Here is a 24,042-nt window from a genome sequence, read left to right on the forward strand (position 1 = left end):
CCCGCCAACTCAAGCAAAAGAGCAAAGAGAAATTAATAACATCAACGCTCTTCCAAACTGCGAGGATCGAGCGCGTCTCTAAGGCCATCGCCTAACAAATTAAAACAAAGAACAACAATCACAATCAGCGCAGCAGGAGGCCAAACCAGCCAGGGGTTGAGCACCAAGATCGAAGCGTCTGTGCCAGCAGAGAGCATATTTCCCCAAGAAGGATCAGGCTCTGTGATGCCGAGTCCAATTAGGCTGAGGACGGCTTCAGATACGATGTAGCTAGGAATAGACAGTGTAGCGGCAATAATCACATAGGTAGCGGTTTGCGGCAAGATGTGGCGGGTGATGATATGCAGGCTACGTCCGCCCATTGACCGTGATGCCTGTACGAACGTTCTCTCTTTAAGCGAAAGTACTTCACCTCGAATTACCCTAGCTAGACCTGCCCAACCGATAAACGAGATAATCAGCACAATCAATAAGAACCGCTGAGCGCTATCGAGCTGAGGCGGCAAGATTACCCCTAACGCAACCAGTAGGTAGATAGAGGGAATCGTCATAATCACCTCTACTAAACGCATGATCACAGAATCAACAATACCCCCGAAGTAACCAGAGATTCCGCCTACTAGTAAGCCCAGCGGAAAAGAAATTGAGATGCCGACGATGCCGATGCCGAGGCTGATGCGTCCTCCGAAGACTAAGCGGCTAAATACATCTCTTGCCGCTCTATCTGTACCAAAGATGTTGAAATAGGCAGGGGTCGTAGTGACCGGGCTAATATCTTCATCGGTTGCGGTGGGTAGCGCTATGGGTTCTAGGAAGTCACTGTCTATTTGGTCTACGTCTGGCTGTTCTGCAGATTCCACTACAGGGTCGACTGTTTGAACCGGTGGCGAGGCCGCAGGACCAACCGGACCGAATAAATGCAGATCGCTAGGGATACCTGAAAAGATCTGGATTTCTCGCATCGTAATATTGTCTTCAAACGAGAAGCCAGTAATCAGCGGCAGCGTGAACTTGAAAAGCTGATACTGATCGCCGCGTACGAACAGGCGTAGCGGCGCAGGCCGACTGAAATCGACTTCCTTTTCTCTAAGCCCAGTGTCGATATCGATGGGGCCTTGAATAGTGGGATAGATATGCGGACCGATGAACCGATTGGTTTCCTGGTTGACCCAATAGATACTGGTGGGCGGCAGTAAAGAGCCGTTGGGCTGCTGGCTCAGCGGATTGTAGGGCGCGACAAAATCGGCAAAGATGACCGCGATGTAGAAGACGATCAGGACGATCGCACCAAAGCGAGCGAGCGGGTTGCGTTTGAGTTTCTGCCACCAGGATTTGGTTTTCATGACCGCGACTGCTTTGATTTACTGATGAGCTGATGGGGTATAGGGTAACAGGTTTGGTCCTATTTTTTTGCTGGCTAAGAGATCCCCTCAAATAGGGAAGTGTAAGTGATAATAGAAATATTAAACTTTTGTAAATACTTCACCAGCCAAAGCACATCCCTGTGACCTACCAAGATCTTCAGAATAATTTTCGAGACGATGAGGATAGATTGACGGAATCGGATATAACGCCTCTCTTGGGCTCAAGCGATCTCTCGGATGGAATTGCTAAGCGTAAGCAGCCAAAAAATCGTTCTAAGAACGTGATTGATTGGCTCAGCGGACCTAGGGGATTGTTGTTAGGGCTGGGTCTGGGGCTAGGGCTAGCACTAGGCGGTCAAAAGCTGCTGTCTATGGCTGTCTCGCGATTGGCCGCGCCGCCAGTTGAACCGGAGGTAGTGGCGAGCGCGACGGTGACGACAGTGCGATCGCAATCCACCCCCATCCGGCAAACAATCGAGACTAACGGCACCGTTGAAGCGTTTGATCTGCTGTCGGTATCGCCTAGGGCAGGCGGTTTACAGATTCGGTCGGTGAATGTGCGCGAGGGCGATCGCGTTGCGGCGGGTCAGATTCTGGCCGTCTTAGACGATTCTGTTTTGCGTAGCCAAATAGAGCAGGCCAGGGCCCAGGTAGGCGCTGCGATCGCTACCGTTGAGCAAAGGCAGGCAGAGGCGGCTCAGGCCCAAGCTTCCCTCGCTGCGGCCAGAGAAAACTTTGATCGATACAATTCCCTGTTCGAACAGGGGGCAATTAGCGCGGAATCCTTGACAGAAAAGAGAACCGCCGTCGCCACTGAGGAGCAAACGCTTGGCGCTCAGCAGGCTTCTATTGCCAGTGCTCAGGCATCTGTTCGTAGCGCCCAGGCCGAGGTAGAGCGCCTAGAAACCCAGCTAGACCAGACCCTGGTGATTGCACCCAGCGACGGCGTGATTGCCGAAAGAGCAGCAACAGTGGGCGATACCGCCAGTGTAGGTACGCCTTTGTTCGAGCTGATTAGCAACGATGAGCTAGAGCTAGCAGTCGAGATTCCGCAGGCGCAGATGGCTCAGGTAACGCCTGGAACGCCTGTTCAGATCTCATCAAACTCCGATGCTAATTTGCAGCTTCAGGGCTTTGTACGCTCGATTGACCCTACCGTTGACGCCCAGACCAGGAAGGCGACTGTAAAAGTAGGATTGCCAGGGAGCGATCGCCTCCGTCCTGGTATGTTCTTGCAGGCGGCGATTGTGATTGGAACTCGTGAGGGCGTAACCGTCCCAGCGGCGGCAGTATTGCCACAGAGCAGTGGCGGCTTTGTCGTGTATCAGCTAGCGGCGGACAGCACTGTCAGCGCCCAAGCCGTAAGAACAGGTGAGCAGATTCCGGCCAGCGGTGGGGCTAGTGGTGGCGAGCCTGCTCAAATCGAGATTGTTTCTGGCTTGCAGGCCGATGTGCCCGTAGTTCTAGAAGGGGCTAGCTACGTGCAAGACGGCGATCTGGTCAACGTAGTTTCCAATCAGAGTGACTTAGAAGATAGCCCGGACGGCGTAGAAAACAGGTCAGGCAGCGGCGTGGGAGGCGTTAACTAGACATGTTCAATATTTCTGAATGGTCAATCCGGCGTCCGGTGCCGACGATTGTTTTATTTCTGGTGCTGACGATTACAGGTCTAGTTGCTTTTGGCAATCTAGGTATCGACGCCAACCCCAACATTGATGTGCCAGCAGTGCTGGTGCGGGTGAATCAGACGGGGGCTGGCCCTGCCGAAATGGAAAACCAGATCACCAGGAAGATTGAAGATGCTGTCGCTGGTCTTGGCAATATTGACTCGCTGACCTCGACTGTCAGCGACGGTTCGTCGGAGACGGTAATCGAATTTAACCTGGGAGTGGATACTAACCAGGCCACTAATGATGTGCGCGATGCGGTTACCCGGATTCGACAGGATTTCCCAGAAGATGCCAGCGATCCGACTGTGCGACGGCTAGAGTTTTCTGGCGGGCCTGTTGTCATCTATACCGTCGGCTCAGATCGGCGCTCTGTTGAGGAAATTAGCGATCTGGTCGATAGAGAAATTAGCCGCAAGCTGCTGGCGGCAGAAGGCGTCGCCAGGGTCGATCGCGTCGGCGGCGTTGATCGGGAGATCCGCGTCAATCTCGATCCAGATCAGCTCAACGCCCTAGAGATTACAGCGACTGAGGTAAACAATCAGATTCGTCAGTTTAATATCAACTTGCCAGGTGGACGTAGCGATATCGCAGGCGTAGAGCAGGGCATTCGAACGTTGGGCAGTGCCGAGACGGTGGATGAATTGCGATCGCTGCAAATTGTCTTGCCATCTGGAGGAACCGCACCGCTTAGTAGCTTGGGGTCGGTCGAAGATGACTTTGGCGAAATTCGTCAGTCTGCCTATCTAAATGGTCAGCCAGTAGTGGGCTTTCGGGTCTACCGCAGCAAAGGCAGTGTCGTAGTGACAGTAGAAGACTCGGTCTCAGAGGCGATCGCGGAGCTGGAGCAAACGCTGCCAGACGATATCACTTTCGAGCTGACATACACCCAGGCTACCGATATCAGAGACTCGTATCAGGCGTCTATCGATGCGCTGATCCTAGGCTGCATTTTGGCGGTGATTGTGGTTGGTCTTTTCTTAAGGAACTGGCGGACAACTCTGATTACAGCGACGGCTTTGCCCCTCTCGATTATTCCAACTTTTCTGGTTTTGCAGGCTCTAGGCTACACGCTCAACAGTATGTCTTTGCTGGCGTTGACCTTAGCGGTTGGCAACTTAGTAGACGATGCGATCGTCGAGATTGAGAATACTGAGCGCCATATTCAGATGGGCAAGCCGCCTTTCAAGGCAGCGATTGATTCGACGGCGGAAGTGGGTCTAGCGGTGGTGACCACCACAGCAACAATTGTGGCGGTGTTTTTGCCAGTTGCTTTTATGGGGGGCATTCCTGGCCAGTTCTTCAAACCGTTTGGGGTGACGGTGGCAGTGGCGACGATGTTCTCTACGCTAGTGGCTCGGCTGGTGAGTCCGATGATGGCAGCCTATTTGCTCAAGCCAGCTACTAAAAGTGATGAAGAAAACACGGTTGTTGCCGCTGACGGTCTGCGAGTGCCACGCTACCTGCTGCCGTATCACAAACTGTTGAACACAGCGTTGAATCATCGTCTGATTACGATTGTGCTAGCGCTGCTGTTTTTTGTTGGCAGTATGAATTTGGCTCGGTTTTTGCCGACTAGCTTGTTTGATTCGGGGAATACCAGTCGGACCTCTATTAGCATTTCGCTGCCGCCGGGAACGACTTTGGGTAAAACGGAGGCGGTGAGCGATCGCATTACCAATCTGCTGCTCTCTAAACCTGCGACAGAAGACGTGTTTATCACTAACACACCGGGTGATGCCTCCGCTTCAGTGCAGCTAAAGCCCAAGAATGAACGGGTAGAGCGCAGCACTTACGAGGAGGAGCTACGCAAAGAATTTCAAGATATTCCGGGCATTAGAATTAACTTTGTCAGTCAGGGTGCTGGCGGCGGCAGCAAAGACTATGAATTGGTGCTAACGGGCGAGAACCCTGAGCTGCTGACGCAAACCGCCCAAGACCTCACTCAGCAGATGCGCCAGATACCGGGCATGGTTGAAGTGAACTCGACCGCTTCGCTGGTGCAGCCAGAAGTTTTGATCCGGCCCGATCCGGCTAGGGCCGCAGATTTGGGCGTGTCGGTCAGCAGCATTGCCCGGACAGCATCTCTAGCAACTCTAGGGGATAGTGAATCGAACCTAGCTGATTTTGACATTGGCGATCGCCAGATTCCTATTCGCGTGCGGTTAGCACCAGAAGCCGTTGACGACCTCAGCACCTTAGAGAATCTGCAGGTGCCCGGTCAAAATGGTCAAATGGTGCCGCTAATTGCCGTTGCTGACATTAGCTTTGGCAGTGGACCCGCTCAGATTGATCGCTTCAATCGCTCTCGTCAGATCACCGTCGGGGCCAACCTCCAGGGCATTACGCTGGGCCAAGCCATCGAGGCCGTCGGCGAGCTGCCCGTCATGCAGAACCTACCTGATGGCGTCAGAGAGCAGTCTACGGGCGACGCTGAGATCCAGCAGGAAGTCTTTAGTCGGTTTGGCTTAGCGCTAGGAACGGCGATCTTGATGATCTACGCCGTTTTGGTGCTGTTGTACAACGACTTTTTGTATCCTATTGCGGTGATGATGGCGCTGCCGCTGTGCGTTGGCGGGGCGCTGATGGGGCTGTTGATTGCTCAAAAGCCGATGGGACTGTTTGCCCTGATTGGCATTGTGCTGTTGATTGGTCTGGTGACAAAGAACTCAATTTTGCTGGTGGACTATGCGCTAATTGCCCTAAGAGAAGGCAAGTCACGGCGGCAGGCCGTGATAGAAGCGGGCATTACTCGGCTACGCCCGATTTTGATGACTTCGATTTCAACCGTGGCCGGGATGGTGCCAATTGCGCTAGAGCTAGGCGCTGGTGGTGAGACGCGCAGTCCGATGGCGATCGCAGTCATTGGTGGCTTCTCAACCTCTACGCTGCTAACGCTGGTGGTGATCCCTGTCTTCTTTACCTATATCAGCGGAGCCAGAAGCCGAACGGCGAGGGTGCTGAGTAGAACGACCGGAATCGGTAGACCTGAGGTGGTTGGGGACACGGTGCCTGCGCCCTAGCAGTTTCAAGCGGCGTTTTCAGGAGTGTTTTCAACTTCGCACCAGCTCAGCGACTACACAATATATAATGGGGGACTTGTAAAATTAGGTGATCGCTGTGACTGTAACGCCTCTTACTAAACCGACTGCCTCTATCGATGACAAACCGCTTTCGCCAGCAGCGCGCCCCGATTCATTCGGTCGCTTTGGCCGCTTCGGCGGGAAGTACGTGCCCGAGACCTTGATGCCGGCGTTAAAGGAACTAGAGGAAGCCTACTATCGATATCGGCAGGAAGCCGATTTTCAAGCGGAACTAGCCGGGCTGCTAAAAGATTATGTCGGTCGAGCGAACCCTCTATATTTTGCGGAGCGCCTGACAGAATACTATGCAAAAGCAGACGGTAGCGGGCCGCAGATTTATCTAAAGCGCGAAGATCTAAACCACACAGGCGCACACAAGATCAACAACGCCCTAGGTCAGGTTTTGCTGGCGAAGCGAATGGGTAAAAAGCGAGTAATTGCCGAGACGGGGGCGGGCCAGCACGGCGTAGCCACAGCGACAGTCTGCGCTCGCTTTGGCCTAGAGTGCATCGTTTACATGGGCGTAGAAGATATGCGGCGACAGGAGCTGAATGTCTTTCGGATGCGGCTGATGGGAGCCACGGTCAGTCCGGTAAGTGCCGGTAGCGGTACGCTCAAAGACGCGACCTCAGAGGCTATTCGAGACTGGGTGACAAATGTAGAAACCACACACTACATTTTGGGTTCAGTAGCAGGGCCACATCCGTATCCAATGATGGTGCGAGACTTCCATGGCGTGATTGGGTCGGAGACTCGGGCGCAAAGTCTAGAGAAGTGGGGTGGCACACCCGATGTGTTGCTAGCCTGTGTGGGCGGTGGCTCAAATGCAATGGGCTTGTTCCATGAGTTTGTTCAAGAGACTGATATTCGCCTAATCGGTATCGAAGCCGCTGGTGAAGGCGCTGAAACCCAAAAGCATGCGGCGACATTGACGAAGGGTCGCCCTGGCGTGCTACATGGCGCGATGAGCTATCTGCTGCAAGATGGTGAAGGTCAGGTGACTGAGGCGCATTCGATCAGTGCTGGGCTAGATTATCCTGGCGTCGGCCCAGAGCACAGCTATTTCAAGGACTTGGGCCGGGCGGAATATTACAGCGTGACGGATGCTGAGGCGCTAGAGGCATTTCAGCTCGTGTCTAGATTGGAGGGAATTATCCCGGCGCTAGAGACGGCTCATGCGTTTGCTTATCTAGAGACGCTGTGTCCAACTTTGACTAGCGAGAAAGTTGTGATTAATTGTTCTGGGCGCGGCGATAAAGATGTCCAGACAGTGGCGAAAGTGCTGAAGTTTGACTAAGCATGGTCGCGTTTCTCTAGTGCATTGTTTCTCTGAGGTAGGAGATGCATTAGAGAAACGCAAGTCACTTGGCTTGTTGCTAGGTTTGTTGTTTGGTTTGTTGTTTTGGGGGAAGAGCCGGGGTGGAGAATTTTGAAGTGTGCGATCGCGATCTCACTCCGCAGTTGCTAGAACGGTATCTGCAAGCTGATGCGATCGCGATAGATACTGAAACGATGGGTCTCAATCCAAGGCGCGATCGCCTCTGCCTTATTCAGCTCTGTGACCCTGATGGCTACGTCAGCGCCATCCGAGTAGAACGGGGACAGAGCTCAGCGCCAAACCTAAAGCAGCTACTAGAAGCTGACAATATTACCAAGATATTTCACTTTGCCCGGTTTGATCTAGCTACCCTGCAGCATCATCTTGGCATTGTAACAGCGCCAGTATTCTGCACCAAAATTGCTAGTAAGATTGCTCGTACCTACAGCCCTAGTCACGGCCTGAAATCTTTGGTCAAAGAGCTGATTGGCATAGAGTTAGATAAGTCACAGCAAAGCTCTGATTGGGGCAATGCGGCTGCGCTGAGCGACGAGCAGCTAAGCTATGCGGCAAATGATGTTCGCTACCTGCATACGCTGCGCGCCCAGCTGACAGAGATGCTGAAAAGAGAAGAGCGATGGCTTCTAGCAGACCAGTGTCTAAACTGCTTGCCTGTCTTTGTAGAACTAGATTTGAGACAGTTCGGCAGCGTTTTTGAGCATTAATTAGTTTTGCTACGGGCTCTTGAGAGCTAGCTTCGTCCAGAGGAAGTCATTGTTTTGCCAGTTGAGGTAGTTGATTATGATGCGACCTGGCCCAAGAAGTTTGAGGCGCTGAAACTGGGCCTGTGGCCAGCGGTACGAGATGTTGCGCTAACGATAGAGCATGTCGGCAGTACGGCTGTGCCAGGGCTAGCGGCCAAGCCTGTCATTGATATCGATATTGTCGTTCAAGATCGCACTCGTCTACTGATAGCGATCACACGACTGACTGATCTAGATTACATTCATCGTGGGAATCTTGGCATAGAAGGCAGAGAGGCTTTTCTGTCGCCGTCCGATACCGTTGCCCACCATCTCTATGTCTGTTTATTTAACAGTCCTGGATTGAACAATCATTTGACAGTTCGAGATTATCTGCGGCTTCATTCTGATGCTGCAAGTGCCTACGGAAGTCTCAAACAACATCTGGCGCAGGCGTTTCCGCGCGATATAGACGGCTATATCGCTGCCAAAACAGACTTTATTTTGAAGATACTTCAGACTGCGGGCTTTTCGCCAGATGCGCTTAAGGCGATTGAACAAACAAACAAAAGATCATCAGTCAAATAAAGTTCATCCTGTTGCCAACGGAGGAGTGCTCAATAGATCAGGAGATCAGGCCGATAGCTACCTTACGCTAAACACGTACGCAATCTTCACTTTGCTATATAGAACATCGGACTGCTGGGTCAGCCTGCTAAAGCTTAGTCAACGGCCTCTAGTGCCTGTACTGAAAGATAAGGTCTACCAGCATATGCTTCTGCAACTTCTGGCGCTAGCTCAACGTCGTAGGCCGCTTTGATAGCCGCTTCATCTAGATCTAAAATCTCGCCTGTCACCTCTATATTTGTGCCAACCTCAGGAATAGGAAAGTTTGTGATTGCCAGAAGCTCTGCACCACGAAGGGATTCTATATCGTAGACAGTAAAAATGTTCGGTGAGATGACCTCAGTGATTTCAGTGCTAACAGTCACAGTTTCTCCAATCAAATCGCTCACATCAGAAGAGCCCTCGCCCACCTCAGCACCTGCTGGCACGTCAGCCTGTTCGGTAGGTGTAGAGACATCAGCCTCAACATTATCCAGAGTCGGTTCACCTCCACAGGCTGCTAGAGATAATGCCGCAGCCGCCAAGATAGCGGAACCAAACTTCTTTTGCCTAGCTGTATAAAACATATAATTCACTAATTAAATTAGTACTTACAACAATTTTCACCGTACATTGCTTTTGAATGGCCACACTGCACCTAACGATAGAACTTACAGCAACACTTCGTCGGTTATCACGCAAGATGCTCGAACTACTACGATGACTTAAGTATAGAGTTATCGTAGTAGAAGCCCGCTAAACAAGCGTTCTATTGGTACAAACTTCTTGGGTACAAACTTTTTGAAAGCCGGGTCAGTATCTTTCTAGCAGCTTGAATTACATTCTTGTAACTTTATAGATTTTGTTTATTAATTACATTCTCGTAACTTTTCAGCTTTTTCAAGAGCTATCCTCCTATCGGCAGAAGCCTTAGAAGATTGTGCTTGTTTACTCTCAAAGCGAACGTCTATGTTAAGGATAGTTAGCACTAATGATAAGTTCCAAGAAAAAGTTTCCCCGGCAGTACGCTATTGGTTTGCTGTTAGCCGCTTCTATGACTGTAGTGGCCGCTTGCTCTGAAACACCTTCGGAGGTGACTACGCAAGAAGAAGCCACAGAAAACGTCACTACTGAAGAAATTTCTAGCGGTGCTGAGGGACTGATTGGAGAGACTGTCTCAGTTCGAGCAGAGGTTGAGGAAGCCGTTGATGAAACTTCCTTTCTGCTAGAAGACGATCAGCTCTTTGGTGGCGAAGATGTTCTAGTCATCAACGCTTCTGGCGAACCGTTTGTGCTAACCGAAGGCGATGATACGCCAGTTCAGGTGACTGGAGAGGTTCAGCAGCTTGTTGTGGCTGAATTTGAGACTGAGTACGGCCTAGATCTCGATCCAACCCTGTACGCTGATTACGAAGATCGCCCTGTTGTAGTTGCTCAATCTATTGCACTCTCTCCTGATCCAGGTGATATCACTAGCAACCCAGAGCAGTATTACAATCAGAGAATTGCTGTTGCAGGTGAGATTGAAGACAAGCTCGATGACAACACGTTCACACTAGATGAAGAAGAGCTATTTGGCGGAGATGACTTACTGGTCATATCCAATATGCCTTCGCCTCAAGCTCAGGACGGTGAAAAGGTGACTGTGACTGGCGTACTGCGCCCCTATATCAAAGCTGACTTTGAGACTGACTACGATCTAACTTGGGATCTTTCTATTCAAGAGCAAGTAGAAGCTGAGTATACAGAGAAGCCTGTGTTTGTTGCTGATGAAGTTTATCCTTCTGCAATGTAGTCTGCAATGTAGAAGTAATGGTATTGCGTGCTCTATCTTATCTACGAGAACCTAAATACATAGAATAGAGCTGCCTAGTAAGTTTTGCTAGGCAGCTCTCTCTTGCGAATGAAAGCCTGATATCAGACGGTTAACTACTTAGGCGGTGACTAAGACGTACTCACAGTATTATTACGCTTAGCTATTAAAGTTCCATTTATTAGCTTGAAGTAGTTTAAAAGTTCTAGTTTAGAAATTCGCTTCATAACCTGAAACATGAAACAAGTCACTAGGGTTACGACTAATAGAATTGCGGTTGTCTTCGACTTCGATGAAACACTGACGGCTAAAGACAGCTTCGATGTTCTACTAGAAAGCTGTGAACTTGACCCAAAAAAATTTACAGAAGACCGCATTCAGCCATTGATTGACCAAGGATGGGAGAAGTATCTAGCGAGAGCTTATGCCCTTATTCAGGTGTCTCAGCAGCGAGAAGAAAAGATTACTCAGGAGACGCTAGCCAAGGTGGGTCAAGGCATTCAGCTATACAAGGAAACCGATAAGCTCTTTGAGCGCCTACAGCAAAGGATTCATAGTATCCATGGTGATATCGAACTTGAGTTTTACCTAATCTCAGGTGGCTTTGTCGATATTCCGCGAAACACACCCATTGCTGAGAATTTTGAACATATGTGGGGCTGCGAACTGCACTACAACGAAACTGGCGCAGTAGACTTTATCAGCAGGCAGATGACGCATACCGAGAAGACGCGCTATCTGTACTATCTTTCTAAAGGAATTAAAGAGTCTAACAATGAGAAAGATTTGATATACAACTATTCTAGTTTGCCGCCATCAGACTTGCACGTTCCGCTCAACCAGGTAGTGTATGTGGGCGATGGCGCTTCCGATGTGCCTTGCTTTGACGTCATTCGAAAGTATGGCGGTATGTCTATCGGTATCTATCCGGAAAGTAGCAATGCAGAGGGCTGGGAATATATGGAAAGTATTAGTAAAACGCAAAGGCTCTCTAATCTAGTATCTGCCGGGTTTGAAGATGATTCTGAGCTGATGCAATCCCTCTATCTCTGCGTTGAGTGTATCGCTAAGCAAATTCAACTTCAGCAGCTCAGAGAAAGAGACAAATAGTTATTGTTGAAGAGGCTGCTTACTTGACTCGTAGCTTAGTTGGCGGTGTGATCGTTAGATGTGGCAGCGATTACCTCTATTGTTGCTGTATGAAATGCGATGCCTAGCCCGTATCTTTTGTTTGCCAGCTAAGCATCGCTTTAGGTGCTAGTCTTCTTAAGCGCTACCTCTCTAGCGTAAAAAGTGTCATCTCTGGTGGACAGAATATACGCATTGGTACAATACTCATGCCAATCCCAATATTGACGTAGAGGTTGTTTCCTGGCTTGCCATACCCTTTTGCCCAGCCGTCTGCGTAGACTTTATCCTTCTGGGTAAATCGTAGCCATGACCACTGGGGTGAGTAAGGCACACGCATCTGTCCACCGTGAGTATGTCCGGCCACAGCTAGTGGCGCTGTATTTGCCGGAAACAGCTCGAAGCTGTCTGGGTTGTGCATCAAGGCAATGCTAGGGCTGTTGGCCGGAATATCTGCTAAAGCGGCTTCTGCGTTGTCTCTATCAGCCCAGAGCGAATCGACAGCAGCCAGGTATAGCGGTTCGTCGCTGTCAGGCAACTGCATCACAACAGATTCATTTTCGAGTACAGGGATACCAGCGGCCTCTAGCTCAGATTTGAGGCTGTTTGCTAGCTGTGTGTCGGGCTCTGCTTTCTTATCACTCATGCCGTAGTCGTGGTTGCCTAATACCGCATAAGTTGGAATGCCTGCTTCAACGAGCGGCCTAACGATATCTACCGCTTCTCTGATCTCTTCTTCTGGGTTGGGCTTAGCATGATAGATAAAGTCTCCGCTAATCAACACAGCCGCAGGCGCTGCTTCAATCATCTGCTCAACGCTGCGACGCGCTGTGCCGACGTTGTCTCCCCACAAGCCAATCTGAAAATCTGATAGCTGACCGATTTGCTTACCTTCCCAGCTATCGGGCAAATTCGGAATTGTTGCGACCTCTTCTTTGGTATTAAGAAAACGTGGCTCGATGAATCCCCAGACTATAAGTAGGACAATCGCACTTATAACTCCAGTCGCAGTATATTTCAGTTTTTTGTTCATTATTGTTTGTTGTTGTCTTGATATCTTTGGGGGTAGAACGGTTGAAACTACTCTCTACTTGATTAGTGGCACCTTCTTATTCCAGAGTACAGGCTGTAGATACCTATCCTTCCCTACCCTTAGAAGTGGAATATGGCATGTATGCTTTTCTGTTGAAAAATGATCGCCGTAGTTTGGTATATACGTGTTATTACTTCTCCGCCTCTTCATTAGTAGGGTTACTCCGAGCTGTCGGTGCTACCTAACTTTTTAGGTGGAAGTAGATAGGTGAGATGTCGATTTATCGTTAGCTAAGATAGAAGCGCAGCTGAATCGAGCATTCCTAGCAGATGCTTCTTGATTAAATGACCTTTACTATTACTTCACAAACCGTTTTTACTTTCAACTTCGTCTAAAGACAAAGACAATTCTTATGTGTCAAGTATATCTTCTGCTATGAAGCGCTGATTTTCTCTTCTGACGTCCGCAGGTGGAGACTCGCGATGCGGCGCTGATCTTTCTCTACTACCCGTCTTACTTTGCTCAGACGACAGGCGCTGTGCTGGGCCTACTTTGTACTCCTCGATGCCTGCTGCTGGCAATTAGTAGATTAACCCTTCCTAAATCAGTGTCTTAGCCAGATAAATAAACCAAAAAGCTCAGCTTCCAAATATTGAACCAGAGACTAAACTAAATTAGTATTTACGCGCAGATCGACATTCTTTCATCCCCTCAATTTGTGATGGACTACCCCAGCTTTTCTATCGTTGTACCGACTTACAATCGGCCTTCGCAGCTCCAAGGATGCCTAGAGGCGCTTGCCCAAATTGACTATCCTCGCGATCGCTATCAGGTAGTCGTGGTCGATGACGGCAGCGTGCAGCCGTTAGATACGGTCGTAGAACCTTTTCAACCGGCGCTAGAGATCAACCTTCTGCGGCAAAAAAATGCAGGACCGGCGGCGGCTAGAAATGCGGGTGCCCAGGCGGCAAAGGGTGACTACATCGCTTTTACCGATGACGATTGTATGCCAGCAGCCGACTGGCTAGCGCAATTTGCGATCGCACTCGGTGCTCACCCTGATGCGATGATTGGTGGTCACACGATCAACGCTTTGCCTCAAAACCTGTACTCTTCAGCTTCACAGGCGCTCATTGACTATATTTACGAATACTACGGTTCGAGCGATGCTGATGTTTTCTTCGCGTCTAATAATATTGCTATGTCGCGATCGCAATTTCTAGAGATTGGCGGCTTTGATATTTCCTTTCCGCTCGCGGCAGCCGAAGATCGTGAGCTGTGCGATCGCTGGCAGCAGAGCGGCTATCCGATGCAGTATGCGCCTAGCGCAACTATTCAGCACGCCCATGCGCTTTCCCTCAAATCTTTTTGGCGACAGCACTTTGGCTATGGCAGAGGTGCTTTTTGCTTTCACAAAGCCAGAGCGCAGCGAACAGAAGAAACTATCAAAGTTGAGCCGGTCAACTTTTACACCGACTTGCTCACCTATCCGATGAAAAACAACCCTATGGAAGAGAGTGGATTTAGCGCTCCTCTGCAGGTGTCGGGCCTGTTTTTTCTTTCACAGGTGGCGACAGCAACAGGATTCTTCTGGGAGAAATGGACCGCTCAGCGTCAGCAAAATAGCGTCGCAAGTAGCTGAATGTTTTCTTTCGAGCGGATGTTTGTTTTAATTCTGCTGTGCCAGCGCCAAAAAAAGTATGCCTATCAGACCCACTGTACGAAAGCCCGGATACGGACAGCTTTCTTCTAAACGGAACAGCCGTACGCTCCGCTCAGTTCTGACGGTTGAGAACGGTCTGATTGTGCTGTTCTTCGTATTGGGTTTAGCCGGCATTCTTAACCATGAGATCTGGCGAGATGAGGCTCAAGCTTGGCTAATTTCTAGAGACAGTTCCTCTCTCGCAGACCTATTCTCTAACACTACCTACGAAGGACACCCGATTCTTTGGCACATTTGTCTATTCGTTATTGCAAAATGGTCGCCTAATCCATTTTTTATGCAGATCTTTCATCTGCTTCTTTCCACGGCTTCGGTTGTGCTAGTAGTCAAATGGTCTCCGTTTTCCCTATTGCAGAAGGGACTGCTTAGCTTTAGCTATCTGCTTTTTTACGAGTACAGCATTATCAGCCGCAACTATGCAATCGGCATTTTCTTTATCTTCTTATTTTGCGTCCTCTATACTCGCCAGCAGCCTAGATACTGGCTACTGGCATTAATTCTAGCTGTGGTCGCCAATGCCAACGCATTTTGCTTTTTGATTAGTTTTTCGCTGGCCTCGGTGATGTTGTTTCGCCTATGGTGTGAATCATCCGTTTCGCTAGCCACGGCCTTCCGTCGTCAGATGATTCAACCGCTGGCAATATTGATCACAGGCTGGGGGCTGACGCTGCTACAGCTAACTCGGTTTACCAGGTTGCCAGAAAGAGAGGTTGTCACCGACTCAGCCCAGCGTGCTGCGAAACGTGCTGCGGAAGGCGCAGACTCTATTCCAGAACCTGTCTCTGATTTTGCTCTAAGTCAGTTTGATCAGGCGATCGCGCTCGTCAATCGACTAGCCGGGGTCTCCGAACCCTTCACCCGCTCGTACTTGCCAATGATGAGGCCAAAGCTACACTTTTGGACAACGCATTTTTTGCTGGATTCAGAAGGGATAGGCACTATCTTTGGCATAAAAATTGGCACGATGATAGCGGCTATTCTAGCGATTGTCTTATTTTTGCTTGCAGTCAAAGCCCTAAGAAGAACACCGCTTTACCTATGGCTGTATGTCAGTGGCAGTGCTGCGCTCTATAGTCTCTTTATCGCTATCTATAGGGGCAGCAACCGCCATCAGGGGCATCTGATCATTGTCTTGATCGTCAGCCTGTGGCTAGCTACCTGGTCTCAAAACAGACCAGAGCAAATCAGAAGGCTACGCTCTAGCTTCACCGGGTTCAAACGCCCCGTTGTCGGTGGGGCACTGTTGACGCTGCTGTTGGTCTTTCAAAGTGTGGCCAGCGTCCAAGCCTACGCGATGGATATTATCTATCCTTTTTCGGGTAGCCATGCGATCGCCCAATACATCCAAACTAACCAGCTTGAAGATCTGCCCCTCTTCGCACAGAATGGGCGGATTTCTACTGGCGTCATTAGCTACCTAGATACAGTCGCTTACTATGCTCAGCAGAACAAATACGCTAGCTTTGCAGTCAATCCGTATAGAAGAGACGAAGAAACTAACGAGATCGTCTTGGCTAACGTCGAATCCTTCGCCCAGCAAGAACCAGAATTTTTAATCATTTCTAGAAACCCGATTGACTTTAGCAGCGCCCCTAGACAGGTTGATTTGCTTACAGCAGTAGAAGAAACCATCATTGCAAATGAAAGACTTTATCTGTATAAAGCTGAAGCGCCCTCTCCCTGACGCACTGGCTCTTTAGCTGATTCTTTTACCGTTTCAGTAACGAATTCTAGGATCGAGCACGCCATAGAGTAAGTCAGCGACTAGGTTGAACAATACGATGAGAACTGCATAGATAAAAGTAATCGACATAATCACAGGGGTGTCATTGCGAGTAATCGAGTCGATCAGCAACGAGCCAATGCCCGGCACGCGAAAAACCTGTTCAGTGACGAGCGCACCAGTAAAGACAGTCGGCACATCTAATGCGATTAGCGTAACGACAGGAATCATAGCGTTGCGAAGCACGTGGCGGACAATAACCTGCCAACTGCTAAGCCCTTTGGCATAGGCCGTACGAACATAGTCCAGGTTGAGCTGTTCAATCACGGCAGCGCGAATGTAGCGCATGAGTACTGCTGTCTGAAAGAGAGTAAGCACGGCTACAGGCATAATCGACTGTCTAATTTGCTGCCACAGGCTGCTGAAACTGTTTACTACTAGCGTGCTGTCATAGATGAAAGGTAGCCAGCCTAACGCAACGCTAAACAACAGAATAAACAGCAGCCCTGTAAAGAAAGGCGGAATTGAAAAGCCAGCAAAAGCGAAGGTTGTGGCTAGCTGATCTATCCAGGTGTAGCGCTTGAGAGCAGACAGAACCCCTAGTGGAAAGGCCACCAAAATAGAACAGAGATAGGCGCTGCCCACCACCCAAAGCGTCGTTGGCAACCGCTGCCAAATGATCTCGCTGACGGGCACAGGGCTAACAAAAGAGTAACCCATATTGCCTGTGAAAAAGGCAGTAGCCCACCTGATGTAGCGGATGTAGATAGGCTGATCGAGCCCTAGCGCTCGGCGAATATTCTCTCGTACCTGTGGTGTAATGGAGGGGCTGTTCGCAAGTTCTCCTAGCGGATCGCCAGGGGCAAGTGATAGAACCAGATAGATCACCATGCTGATGGCGATAAGTGTGGGAATGGCGAGCAGACTGCGCTTTAGAAAGTATTTGAGCATGGGCAGTGTTGAATCTATCCTTCAAGAAGATGCAGCGCCAGCAGCTTCGAAATTCAGGTCAAGTTAGTTCAGCGATAAGCAGCCGACTCTATGAGAAGCCGACTCTATGAGAAGGTGAAGCGAGAAGGTGAAGCACCTACGCCGCTGCCCGACTGCAGCAAAAGCAGCCAGGCTAATCAATCACCTTAGAGACTTACCCGGTGGCTGAGCGGAGCCGAAGTCACGTTTTCCCCCAACCGTCCATCTTCCAGGTGCTAGCTGCCCATGGCGTAAATTCTAGATTAGTCAACCGATTGGCGATCGCATAGGCCTCACTGCGCCGCACCAGCGGAATGAGTGCCACATCTTCGATCAGCAGATCGTTCATTTCAACAAATAAAGCCACTCTCTTCTCAGGATCGATCTCCTGGGCTAGCTGGTCTAGCAGAGCATCATACTCCGGGTTGCAGTAGCGAGAAGAGTTTTCTTTTGACCACTGATTTTCTTTTTGCGAAATCTGATCGCAGGCATATAGCTCCATGTACGAATCAGGTTCAGGTGTCTCACTGTCAAAGGCAAAGAGCTGCAAATCTGCTAGAAAACGATTCACAGAATCAGGGTTGGTCGCATCGCCAAAATATACGCCGGCTTCTACGCTTTTGAGCTCGACAGACATGCCGATCGATTCTAGGCTTTGCTTGATAATTTCCTGGGTTTTCTGGCGAACAGGATTCACAGAGCTGGTGAATAACAATTCCATTTCAACGCCGTTCTGATCACGAATGCCGTTATCGTTGGTATCGATCCAGCCCGCATCGTCTAAAAGCTGAGCGGCCTGCTGCAGATCGAGCGCATAGGTTGTGTTTGGCGAGGCATACTTCTCGGGTGCGACGACAAAGTTAGTGGCGACTGTGCCGGCTTCACCATAGAGCTGAGTCGTAATTGTTTCTCTATCGATGGCCAGACTAATGGCTTGGCGAACGGGTTTTTCTGATAGGAAAGGGTGAGGGGTGTCTTTTTGCGATCGCTCTCCGTCCACTTCTCTATTCGGGTCCGAAAAGTTGATATAAATTCTCTCCATCATCGGCTTAAACACGTAGGTCATCTCACCTCGCCCCTCAGCCTCTAACGCTTCGATCACGGCTGGTTCTGCTTGGATATTCCAGGCATAGTCTGCCTCCCCCGTTTGCAAAACCGCCCGCGCCGCTGAGACGGTATCGCCGCCGCCTTTCATTTCTACCCGGCTAAAACCAGGCGGGTCGCCTCTAAAGTTGGGATTGGGCTCATAGACAATCGTGTCGTCCGGCTTAAACTCGGTGACCATGAAAGCATTTGTGCCAACGGGGGCTGTATTGCCGGGTGCAGAACGAGCCTGAGCATTGACGTAGTCTGCGAAAATATGCTCCGGTAGGATCATGCCGCTGCCGCCGACAAAAGGATTCATCGGGGCAGGGGTGGGCTGCTCAAACGTGATTTTTACAGTGAGATCGTCTACCGCCTCGACGCTAGCAATTTCACCGTAGAACTCTGTAGAGGTAGAGCCGACTTCAGGGCTGATAATAAATTCGTAGGTGAACACGACATCTGCTGCTGTAAACGGTTCGCCGTCTGACCACAGAACCCCTGGTTTTAGCTGCCAGGTGACGGTAGTGCCATCGGCGCTGATGCCGCCGTTTTCGACCGTAGGAATCTCGGCTGCGAGGACGGGCTCTAGTTCCTCAGCCTTGTTGTAGGCTGCGAGTGGCTCTAAAATCGGACTTGCTGCCTCACGATCTTTTGTGCCTGGTGATAGATGAGGGTTTAGTGTGGTTGGCGCTTGCCAGTACAGCAGCTTTAGCGTTTGATCGTCGGGTTGCCCATCCACTTGGCCAGAGACCTCTCCATTCTGAGCACTGGGTTCGGGGTTGCAAGCTATCAGCGCGCCTATGCCCAGAGCAGAAAGCACAGCCACTGTAAGGCACCGCTGAGCTGACTGCCTAATCACCTGCCTGATTGACCGCCTAGTCAGCTGTGTCTTGTTTGTCTTGAGGGGGTCTGCCTTGAGGGGGTCTGCCTTGAGGTTAGTGAGCTGCGTTTTGAGATCGATGAGCCGCATACGATTCCTTGCCTATCCTTGCTTCTGATGATCAAAGCTATGAGCCAAAGTTGCTGTAGTCCGAAGTTATGGTTAGGAGAAACTATAGCGTGATTTGTCAGCCTCTTCAGAATCTAGCTATTTTGTGGCTGGCCTTCTACAGTAGGCTTTCTACGAAAGGGGTGTTCCAAAAGCGCCAGTTTTCTTTGTTAAACGGCGATCGCCAATGTCGAATCAATGCCGATTCTAGCTGCTGTCTGGCTGTGCGATCGCTCGGTGCTTTTGGCCAGAAGGCGATTCCTAGCTCACTGCTAAGGCCATGATCGTAGTGAGCCTGACGATAGTTCAGCAGGTAGCGCTTGCAGTCATGTTCACCTTTCCATCGCTGGTTTGATTTGATCGTTTCACCGATGTACAAGACTACCGGACGGCTGTGGGCAGTGCTGGCGTAGTCGATCACAAAATACATAGCAGCTACCCCGACATCATCAAACTGCCAGCGCCAAAATTCAGTGTTTTGCTGGCGTAGCGCAAAGGGATCGATGGTACCCACCAGGCTAGACAACGTAGCTTCGCTGTCGCTGCTGTCGCCATTGCTATGATCAGCGCTGCCGTCGCCAAATAGACGTCCTTGCTGTTCGATCGTAGCTAGCTGGGTCTGAAAGCCAATCACCCTTTTTTTCCAAGCTTTCAGCTCCGTAAATCCTACTTTGGTCGGCGGCTGAAAGTTTTTGTAGGTAGAATAGCTAGCTGCCTGCATCGCTGAGTCAGAAAGCAAAAAGGCTTGACGATCTTCGCTCATGGCTGGTCTGTCACTCTAGATATATCTGACGTTCCAGAATAGAGTACAGCGTATGGCTTTGATTGTCGCGTTTTATGACCCCTCTTAAGAAATCACCTAAAACCGTTCTCGGCATCGTTTTGGTGCTGCTGAGCGCGGTTGGCTTGGCTGCACAAAACGTCGTTTCTAGGGTCTTTTTTGTCCCGAATCAGATTTTTGGCAGGATTGCTTTTGGTGGATTCATCACCTCAGAGCTCAGTAATGTGGTGATGCTGCTGGCTATCCGTATGGCGATGATGGCTGTTTTGCTGATGCTGCTTGTGCCCTGGCTGCATCCTGGAACGTTTACGGCGCTAAAGCGACTGCCGCGATCGCCCCAAGTATTTAGAGCCGCCATAGCCAGCGGATTTTGCATCTTTTGCGGCTTAACTTGCCTGTATACCGCTTTGAGTCAGATTGCAGCTGGTGTGGTGATCGCGGCTTTCTTCATCTATCCAGCAATCACAGTGCTTCTAGCGCGCGTCTTTTTCAACCAGAGACTGCGTCCCTACCAGCTCACTCTGATGATTGTTATCTTCATCGGCGTGGCTTTGACTAATGCCAGTACAACAGCAGCAGCTAGCACCGATATCACCAACACACTTTTAGGACTAAGGCCTGGCCTTTGGGCTGGCTTAGGCGCTGGCCTGTGCTTTGGGCTCTACGGTATCTTCGCCGAGCTTTGCTTACAAGACCCAGATCTGCCGCTGCACCCGGTACCTTTCTCCTTGGTCACCTTTATAGGTGTCTCTAGCCTAGCGACTCTTTCGCTTTTGGTCTTGCCGCCTGTTTCTGTTCTTTTGACTACCTGGCCTCTGATTTTGGTGGCCACGCTTTTCTCCGCTATCTTGACCTTAGTTGCCTACGTGCTTAATAATTTCGGTATTCGCTACATCGGTGCGTCTCTCACCGCCCTAATCAGCGCTAGTTCCCCTGCCCTGACCGCTCTATTCGCCTGGATTACACTCCAGGAATCTCTCCAACCGCAGCAAAATGCAGGCGTCGCGCTAGTGACTATCGGGGTTGCTATCTTGAGTCTCAAAGCCAAAGCTTGAAAAATTGAATTCTGAAGAACTATAGATAAAAAGACTATGTCCTATTTCCTTGAGACCATCAACCAGATGACACAGACTGAGTTTGTTTCGGCGCTAGGTACCATTTTTGAAGAGACTCCCTCTATTGCCGAGCAGGCGTGGCATCAGCGCCCCTTCAGATCTGTTGAAGGGCTGTGGCAAGCCATGGTAGATATTGTCAAAGCAGACTCAGCGGCAGCGCAGCTAGCGCTGATCAAAGCGCATCCTGACTTGGGTAGTCGAGCAAGCATGGCCGATGCCTCTGTGCAAGAACAGGCAGGCGCGGGGCTTAGCCAAATGAGTGAGAGAAACTATGACAGATTTCAGCAGTTAAACGATGCTTACAAGCAGAAGTTTGGATTTCCCTTTGTGATGGCGGTTAAAGGCTACCAGGTAGAAGATATCTTACAAGCTTTTGAAGACAGGTTAGACAATGACGAGGACAGAGAACGGACGCGATCGCTCTTTGAAATTTTTCAGATTGCCCGATTCCGTTTAGAAGACTGTATTAATTAAAAAGGCTGTTAACTGCAAGGCTCTGTTAATTCAGAGACAGTTTTACCTGCGAGAAATTCTATAAGCGAGAAATTTTGAGCATTTCATTTCCTCCTGGCTGAAGTTCGTACGCTACTTTCTCTATTTCACACTGATATCCTCTTGATTGAAAATGTCCGACCACTGGTAAAAGGTGTGGTGACTTCTTTTGATCGAGCGTCAGTAGTGGAAAGAGTCTAGCCTCTTGGCTAATTCTTAGCATTTCTGTAATTGCTTTCAAATGAAATTCTAAATCTAGCTGAGCAGAATATAGAAAGAGAAAGTGAGAACAAAGGCTGAGACTAAAGCTATTTGCCTCGTAGCTCAGATTTGGTAACTCTCCAAACAGGTAGCGGCCCGCCGCCTTTCCCGTCTCATAGTCTGCATAGAAGCGCTCAGTCACCTTGATTCTGTTCTTTCTAAGATCAGCAGCTGACTTGTGATAGCTCCATACCCAGTTGTTCGGCGTATTTTCTATCTGAGTGATGATATTATCAATAACTGCGTAGAAGCGATCGCGAATTTCATCAGCGCCAAACGCATATAGCGGATCGCATGACTGAATTCGGATTCCCTTGGCGCTGCCTTCGGCGTTGAAGCTAGCAGGCCCGTCCGCTACCCCTAAAATAGAGCGGCCTAGGTCCACAGCATCTAGCGCGAACATCCGAACATACTCGTCGAACGATCGCCCGAACGGAACCACCTGATCAAGTCGCATTGTCATAAGTCTTCTAGAGAGTTGAGGTTATCCACTAAATATAGCAACCCGCTAATGCCTTAGAGGATTGCTATGAAACTAGGCGCTACATGCGACAAGAGCCTCAACTGCTAGAGATGGCCTAGGCGAAGTGCGGATGCTATAGCTCTCTCGTATTATCACAAAATGCTCTGTAATACAAAGTACTCTATGAGGATACATTCATTTTGCTGGCCGTATTGTAGCAGTACCCAGACGACCAGCATAATAGCTTGTCTTTAGTGACAAATCTCTAGCGACTTATCTCCAACAGCTTATACAAATTCAAAAGCACTACTGCTAAGCTGAAGATTTTGCCCTTTTTGAATGACAGCGATCAGCTCATCTTTTTGACCTGCCGGACTATCAATAAACAGAGCCTGGCCACTTTCTGTGCCCTTTGGAGCAGCCCCTAAACGGTAGCTATATTCCGCGCTTAGCTGAATAACATCTCCCTTCGACTGACTAAAATCAGTAATCAGTGCGTAGTCTTTTATGCCCATAGAGTTCTTCTGTCCATCATCATAAAAGGTACGATTTTTGTCGCCTAAAACAAAGCGATCGCCACCGCCACCCCCTGTTAAGATATCCTTCTCATTCGATCCGTTCCTAGAAGTGCCTTGTAACAAGTCTCTACCGCCGCCGCCCAGCAGTACATCGTTGCCCTGGTTACCGAAGAGCTGGTCATTGCCGCCACCGCCTCGTAGTTTATCGTTGCCTCCTCTTCCGTCAAGAATATCGTCTCCACGCTTCCCAACCAGGATCTGATTGTTAGCATCACCTACTAGTTTGTCATTACCAGCACTACCTTTAATAACCGAACGGCTATTGAAAGTAGGTTCAGGGGTAGGAGAGGGTGCTGGGTTTGGCGACGACTCAGGCGGTGATTTAGCGGCTGTCTCTGTAACCTCTCCTTTGCCAAATAGCTGAGTCCAGTAGTTGTTGTAGTTGACGCTGCCAGTATCGTTTTCTAAGAGGTAGTGACCCAAGCCAATCTCGTTGTAATCGGACTCTAGCATGTTAGCCCGGTGTCCAGGGCTATCAATCCAGCCGTCAACGACTGCCTTAGGCGTTCCGTAGCCAGCAGCAATATTCTCTCCTACAAATCCAGACTCGTAACCAGCTCTCTCAGCTCGATCCCATGGCTCTGAGCCATCTTTTCCGGTATGGCTAAAAAAGTCGTCAGTGGCCATCGCTTTGGTATGGGCGTCGGCTGCTTTCTCTAGATTTTGATCGAGAGAAAGTGGCTTCAACCCATTTCGCTGACGAAAGTTGTTAGTAAGCTTGAGAACTTCTTGTTCAAATGCCTTATTCTGCATGGGATTTCTCCGCAATAAAAGTTTTCTGTTCGGAGCAAAAGAAGGCTTGATTGGACTCAACTACGAGCCAACAAGAACCCTCTTCGCAACAAGTCGATCTATTTGCCATCAAGACAATAGAAACCTGTTTCAGTAACGCTAGGAACAAATTTTTCACACCAGAGCTAGAACACTACTGCCGAGCATCTTTCGCTCGGAATGTTGTGTTTTTAGATAGTGATTTTCAAGGATTTTTTGTAGATAGCACATCTATTAAAAGGCTATCTAGTCGCTAAAAGAACAGCTTTAAGTAACTTGCTCTCAAATATTAGATTCAGAAGGGTTGCCTAGAAAAGAGCAATGGTTCGTAAACGCT

19 protein-coding genes are annotated in these 24,042 nt (G+C 49.6%); 11 read left to right on the forward strand and 8 right to left on the reverse strand.

Annotated elements, in window-relative coordinates:
• Positions 1–41 precede the first annotated feature (41 nt).
• On the reverse strand, positions 42–1,343 hold the full coding sequence (locus IQ256_RS00250; RefSeq protein ID WP_193853138.1) for an ABC transporter permease: 1,302 nt from the start codon (positions 1,341–1,343) through the stop codon (positions 42–44).
• Between the two features lie 161 nt (positions 1,344–1,504).
• On the opposite strand from IQ256_RS00250, the gene IQ256_RS00255 reads away from it, so the two are divergent.
• From IQ256_RS00255 to IQ256_RS00275, 5 genes are all read left to right on the forward strand, one after another.
• Positions 1,505–2,953, forward strand: coding sequence for an efflux RND transporter periplasmic adaptor subunit (locus tag IQ256_RS00255; protein WP_370623315.1), 1,449 nt, complete (start codon positions 1,505–1,507; stop codon positions 2,951–2,953).
• Positions 2,954–2,955: 2 nt separating this feature from the next.
• Entirely contained in the window at positions 2,956–6,054 is a 3,099-nt protein-coding gene (locus IQ256_RS00260; protein ID WP_193853139.1) for an efflux RND transporter permease subunit, read from the forward strand.
• A 133-nt stretch (positions 6,055–6,187) separates the two neighbouring features.
• A complete protein-coding gene (gene trpB / locus IQ256_RS00265; protein ID WP_193853301.1) occupies positions 6,188–7,411 on the forward strand; it encodes a tryptophan synthase subunit beta in 1,224 nt (407 codons plus the stop codon).
• 122 nt (positions 7,412–7,533) lie between these two features.
• Positions 7,534–8,157, forward strand: coding sequence for a ribonuclease H-like domain-containing protein (locus IQ256_RS00270; RefSeq protein ID WP_193853140.1), 624 nt, complete (start codon positions 7,534–7,536; stop codon positions 8,155–8,157).
• Positions 8,158–8,211: 54 nt separating this feature from the next.
• Positions 8,212–8,763 (forward strand): GrpB family protein, encoded by a 552-nt coding sequence (locus tag IQ256_RS00275; RefSeq protein WP_193853141.1) that lies wholly within the window; start codon positions 8,212–8,214, stop codon positions 8,761–8,763.
• 134 nt (positions 8,764–8,897) lie between these two features.
• Here the strand turns inward: IQ256_RS00275 and IQ256_RS00280 are convergent, their stop codons facing one another.
• The gene (locus IQ256_RS00280) at positions 8,898–9,377 is read right to left on the reverse strand and encodes a hypothetical protein (protein ID WP_193853142.1); all 480 of its coding nucleotides are present in this window, start codon (positions 9,375–9,377) and stop codon (positions 8,898–8,900) included.
• A 395-nt stretch (positions 9,378–9,772) separates the two neighbouring features.
• Here IQ256_RS00280 and IQ256_RS00285 point away from each other — a divergent pair, with 395 nt between their 5' ends.
• Together IQ256_RS00285 and IQ256_RS00290 are read left to right on the forward strand one after the other, a co-directional pair.
• Entirely contained in the window at positions 9,773–10,576 is an 804-nt protein-coding gene (locus IQ256_RS00285; protein ID WP_193853143.1) for a hypothetical protein, read from the forward strand.
• A gap of 255 nt (positions 10,577–10,831) precedes the next feature.
• Entirely contained in the window at positions 10,832–11,704 is an 873-nt protein-coding gene (locus IQ256_RS00290) for a haloacid dehalogenase-like hydrolase (RefSeq protein ID WP_193853144.1), read from the forward strand.
• A 163-nt stretch (positions 11,705–11,867) separates the two neighbouring features.
• On the opposite strand, the gene IQ256_RS00295 is transcribed toward IQ256_RS00290, so the two are convergent.
• On the reverse strand, positions 11,868–12,755 hold the full coding sequence (locus IQ256_RS00295; protein ID WP_193853145.1) for a metallophosphoesterase: 888 nt from the start codon (positions 12,753–12,755) through the stop codon (positions 11,868–11,870).
• 721 nt (positions 12,756–13,476) lie between these two features.
• Here IQ256_RS00295 and IQ256_RS00300 point away from each other — a divergent pair.
• Positions 13,477–14,397, forward strand: a complete 921-nt coding sequence (locus IQ256_RS00300) for a glycosyltransferase family 2 protein (RefSeq protein WP_193853146.1) — start codon at positions 13,477–13,479, stop codon at positions 14,395–14,397.
• Between the two features lie 58 nt (positions 14,398–14,455).
• Positions 14,456–16,162, forward strand: a complete 1,707-nt coding sequence (locus IQ256_RS00305) for a hypothetical protein (protein ID WP_193853147.1) — start codon at positions 14,456–14,458, stop codon at positions 16,160–16,162.
• Positions 16,163–16,195: 33 nt separating this feature from the next.
• Here IQ256_RS00305 and IQ256_RS00310 read toward each other — a convergent pair whose 3' ends face one another.
• The 3 genes from IQ256_RS00310 to IQ256_RS00320 all read right to left on the reverse strand — a co-directional run bounded on the left by IQ256_RS00310 (position 16,196) and on the right by IQ256_RS00320 (position 20,007).
• Positions 16,196–17,152: an ABC transporter permease gene (locus IQ256_RS00310; protein ID WP_193853148.1), complete on the reverse strand. Its 957-nt coding sequence runs from the start codon at positions 17,150–17,152 to the stop codon at positions 16,196–16,198.
• A gap of 220 nt (positions 17,153–17,372) precedes the next feature.
• Positions 17,373–19,226 (reverse strand): peptide ABC transporter substrate-binding protein, encoded by a 1,854-nt coding sequence (locus IQ256_RS00315; protein WP_228024428.1) that lies wholly within the window; start codon positions 19,224–19,226, stop codon positions 17,373–17,375.
• Between the two features lie 136 nt (positions 19,227–19,362).
• Positions 19,363–20,007: a GIY-YIG nuclease family protein gene (locus IQ256_RS00320; protein WP_193853149.1), complete on the reverse strand. Its 645-nt coding sequence runs from the start codon at positions 20,005–20,007 to the stop codon at positions 19,363–19,365.
• Between the two features lie 74 nt (positions 20,008–20,081).
• Between IQ256_RS00320 and IQ256_RS00325 the strand changes: the two genes are divergently transcribed.
• Together IQ256_RS00325 and uraD are read left to right on the forward strand one after the other, a co-directional pair.
• Positions 20,082–21,080: a DMT family transporter gene (locus tag IQ256_RS00325; protein ID WP_193853150.1), complete on the forward strand. Its 999-nt coding sequence runs from the start codon at positions 20,082–20,084 to the stop codon at positions 21,078–21,080.
• 36 nt (positions 21,081–21,116) lie between these two features.
• Complete coding sequence (uraD, locus tag IQ256_RS00330; RefSeq protein WP_228024429.1) at positions 21,117–21,614, forward strand: 2-oxo-4-hydroxy-4-carboxy-5-ureidoimidazoline decarboxylase; 498 nt, start codon at positions 21,117–21,119, stop codon at positions 21,612–21,614.
• Between the two features lie 58 nt (positions 21,615–21,672).
• Here uraD and IQ256_RS00335 read toward each other — a convergent pair whose 3' ends face one another.
• Together IQ256_RS00335 and IQ256_RS00340 are read right to left on the reverse strand one after the other, a co-directional pair.
• Positions 21,673–22,356 (reverse strand): SAM-dependent methyltransferase, encoded by a 684-nt coding sequence (locus tag IQ256_RS00335; RefSeq protein WP_193853151.1) that lies wholly within the window; start codon positions 22,354–22,356, stop codon positions 21,673–21,675.
• A gap of 287 nt (positions 22,357–22,643) precedes the next feature.
• Entirely contained in the window at positions 22,644–23,687 is a 1,044-nt protein-coding gene (locus tag IQ256_RS00340) for a CAP domain-containing protein (protein WP_193853152.1), read from the reverse strand.
• Positions 23,688–24,042: the final 355 nt, after the last annotated feature.

Source organism: cf. Phormidesmis sp. LEGE 11477 (assembly GCF_015207105.1).
Classification (GTDB): Bacteria; Cyanobacteriota; Cyanobacteriia; order Phormidesmidales; family Phormidesmidaceae; genus Phormidesmis.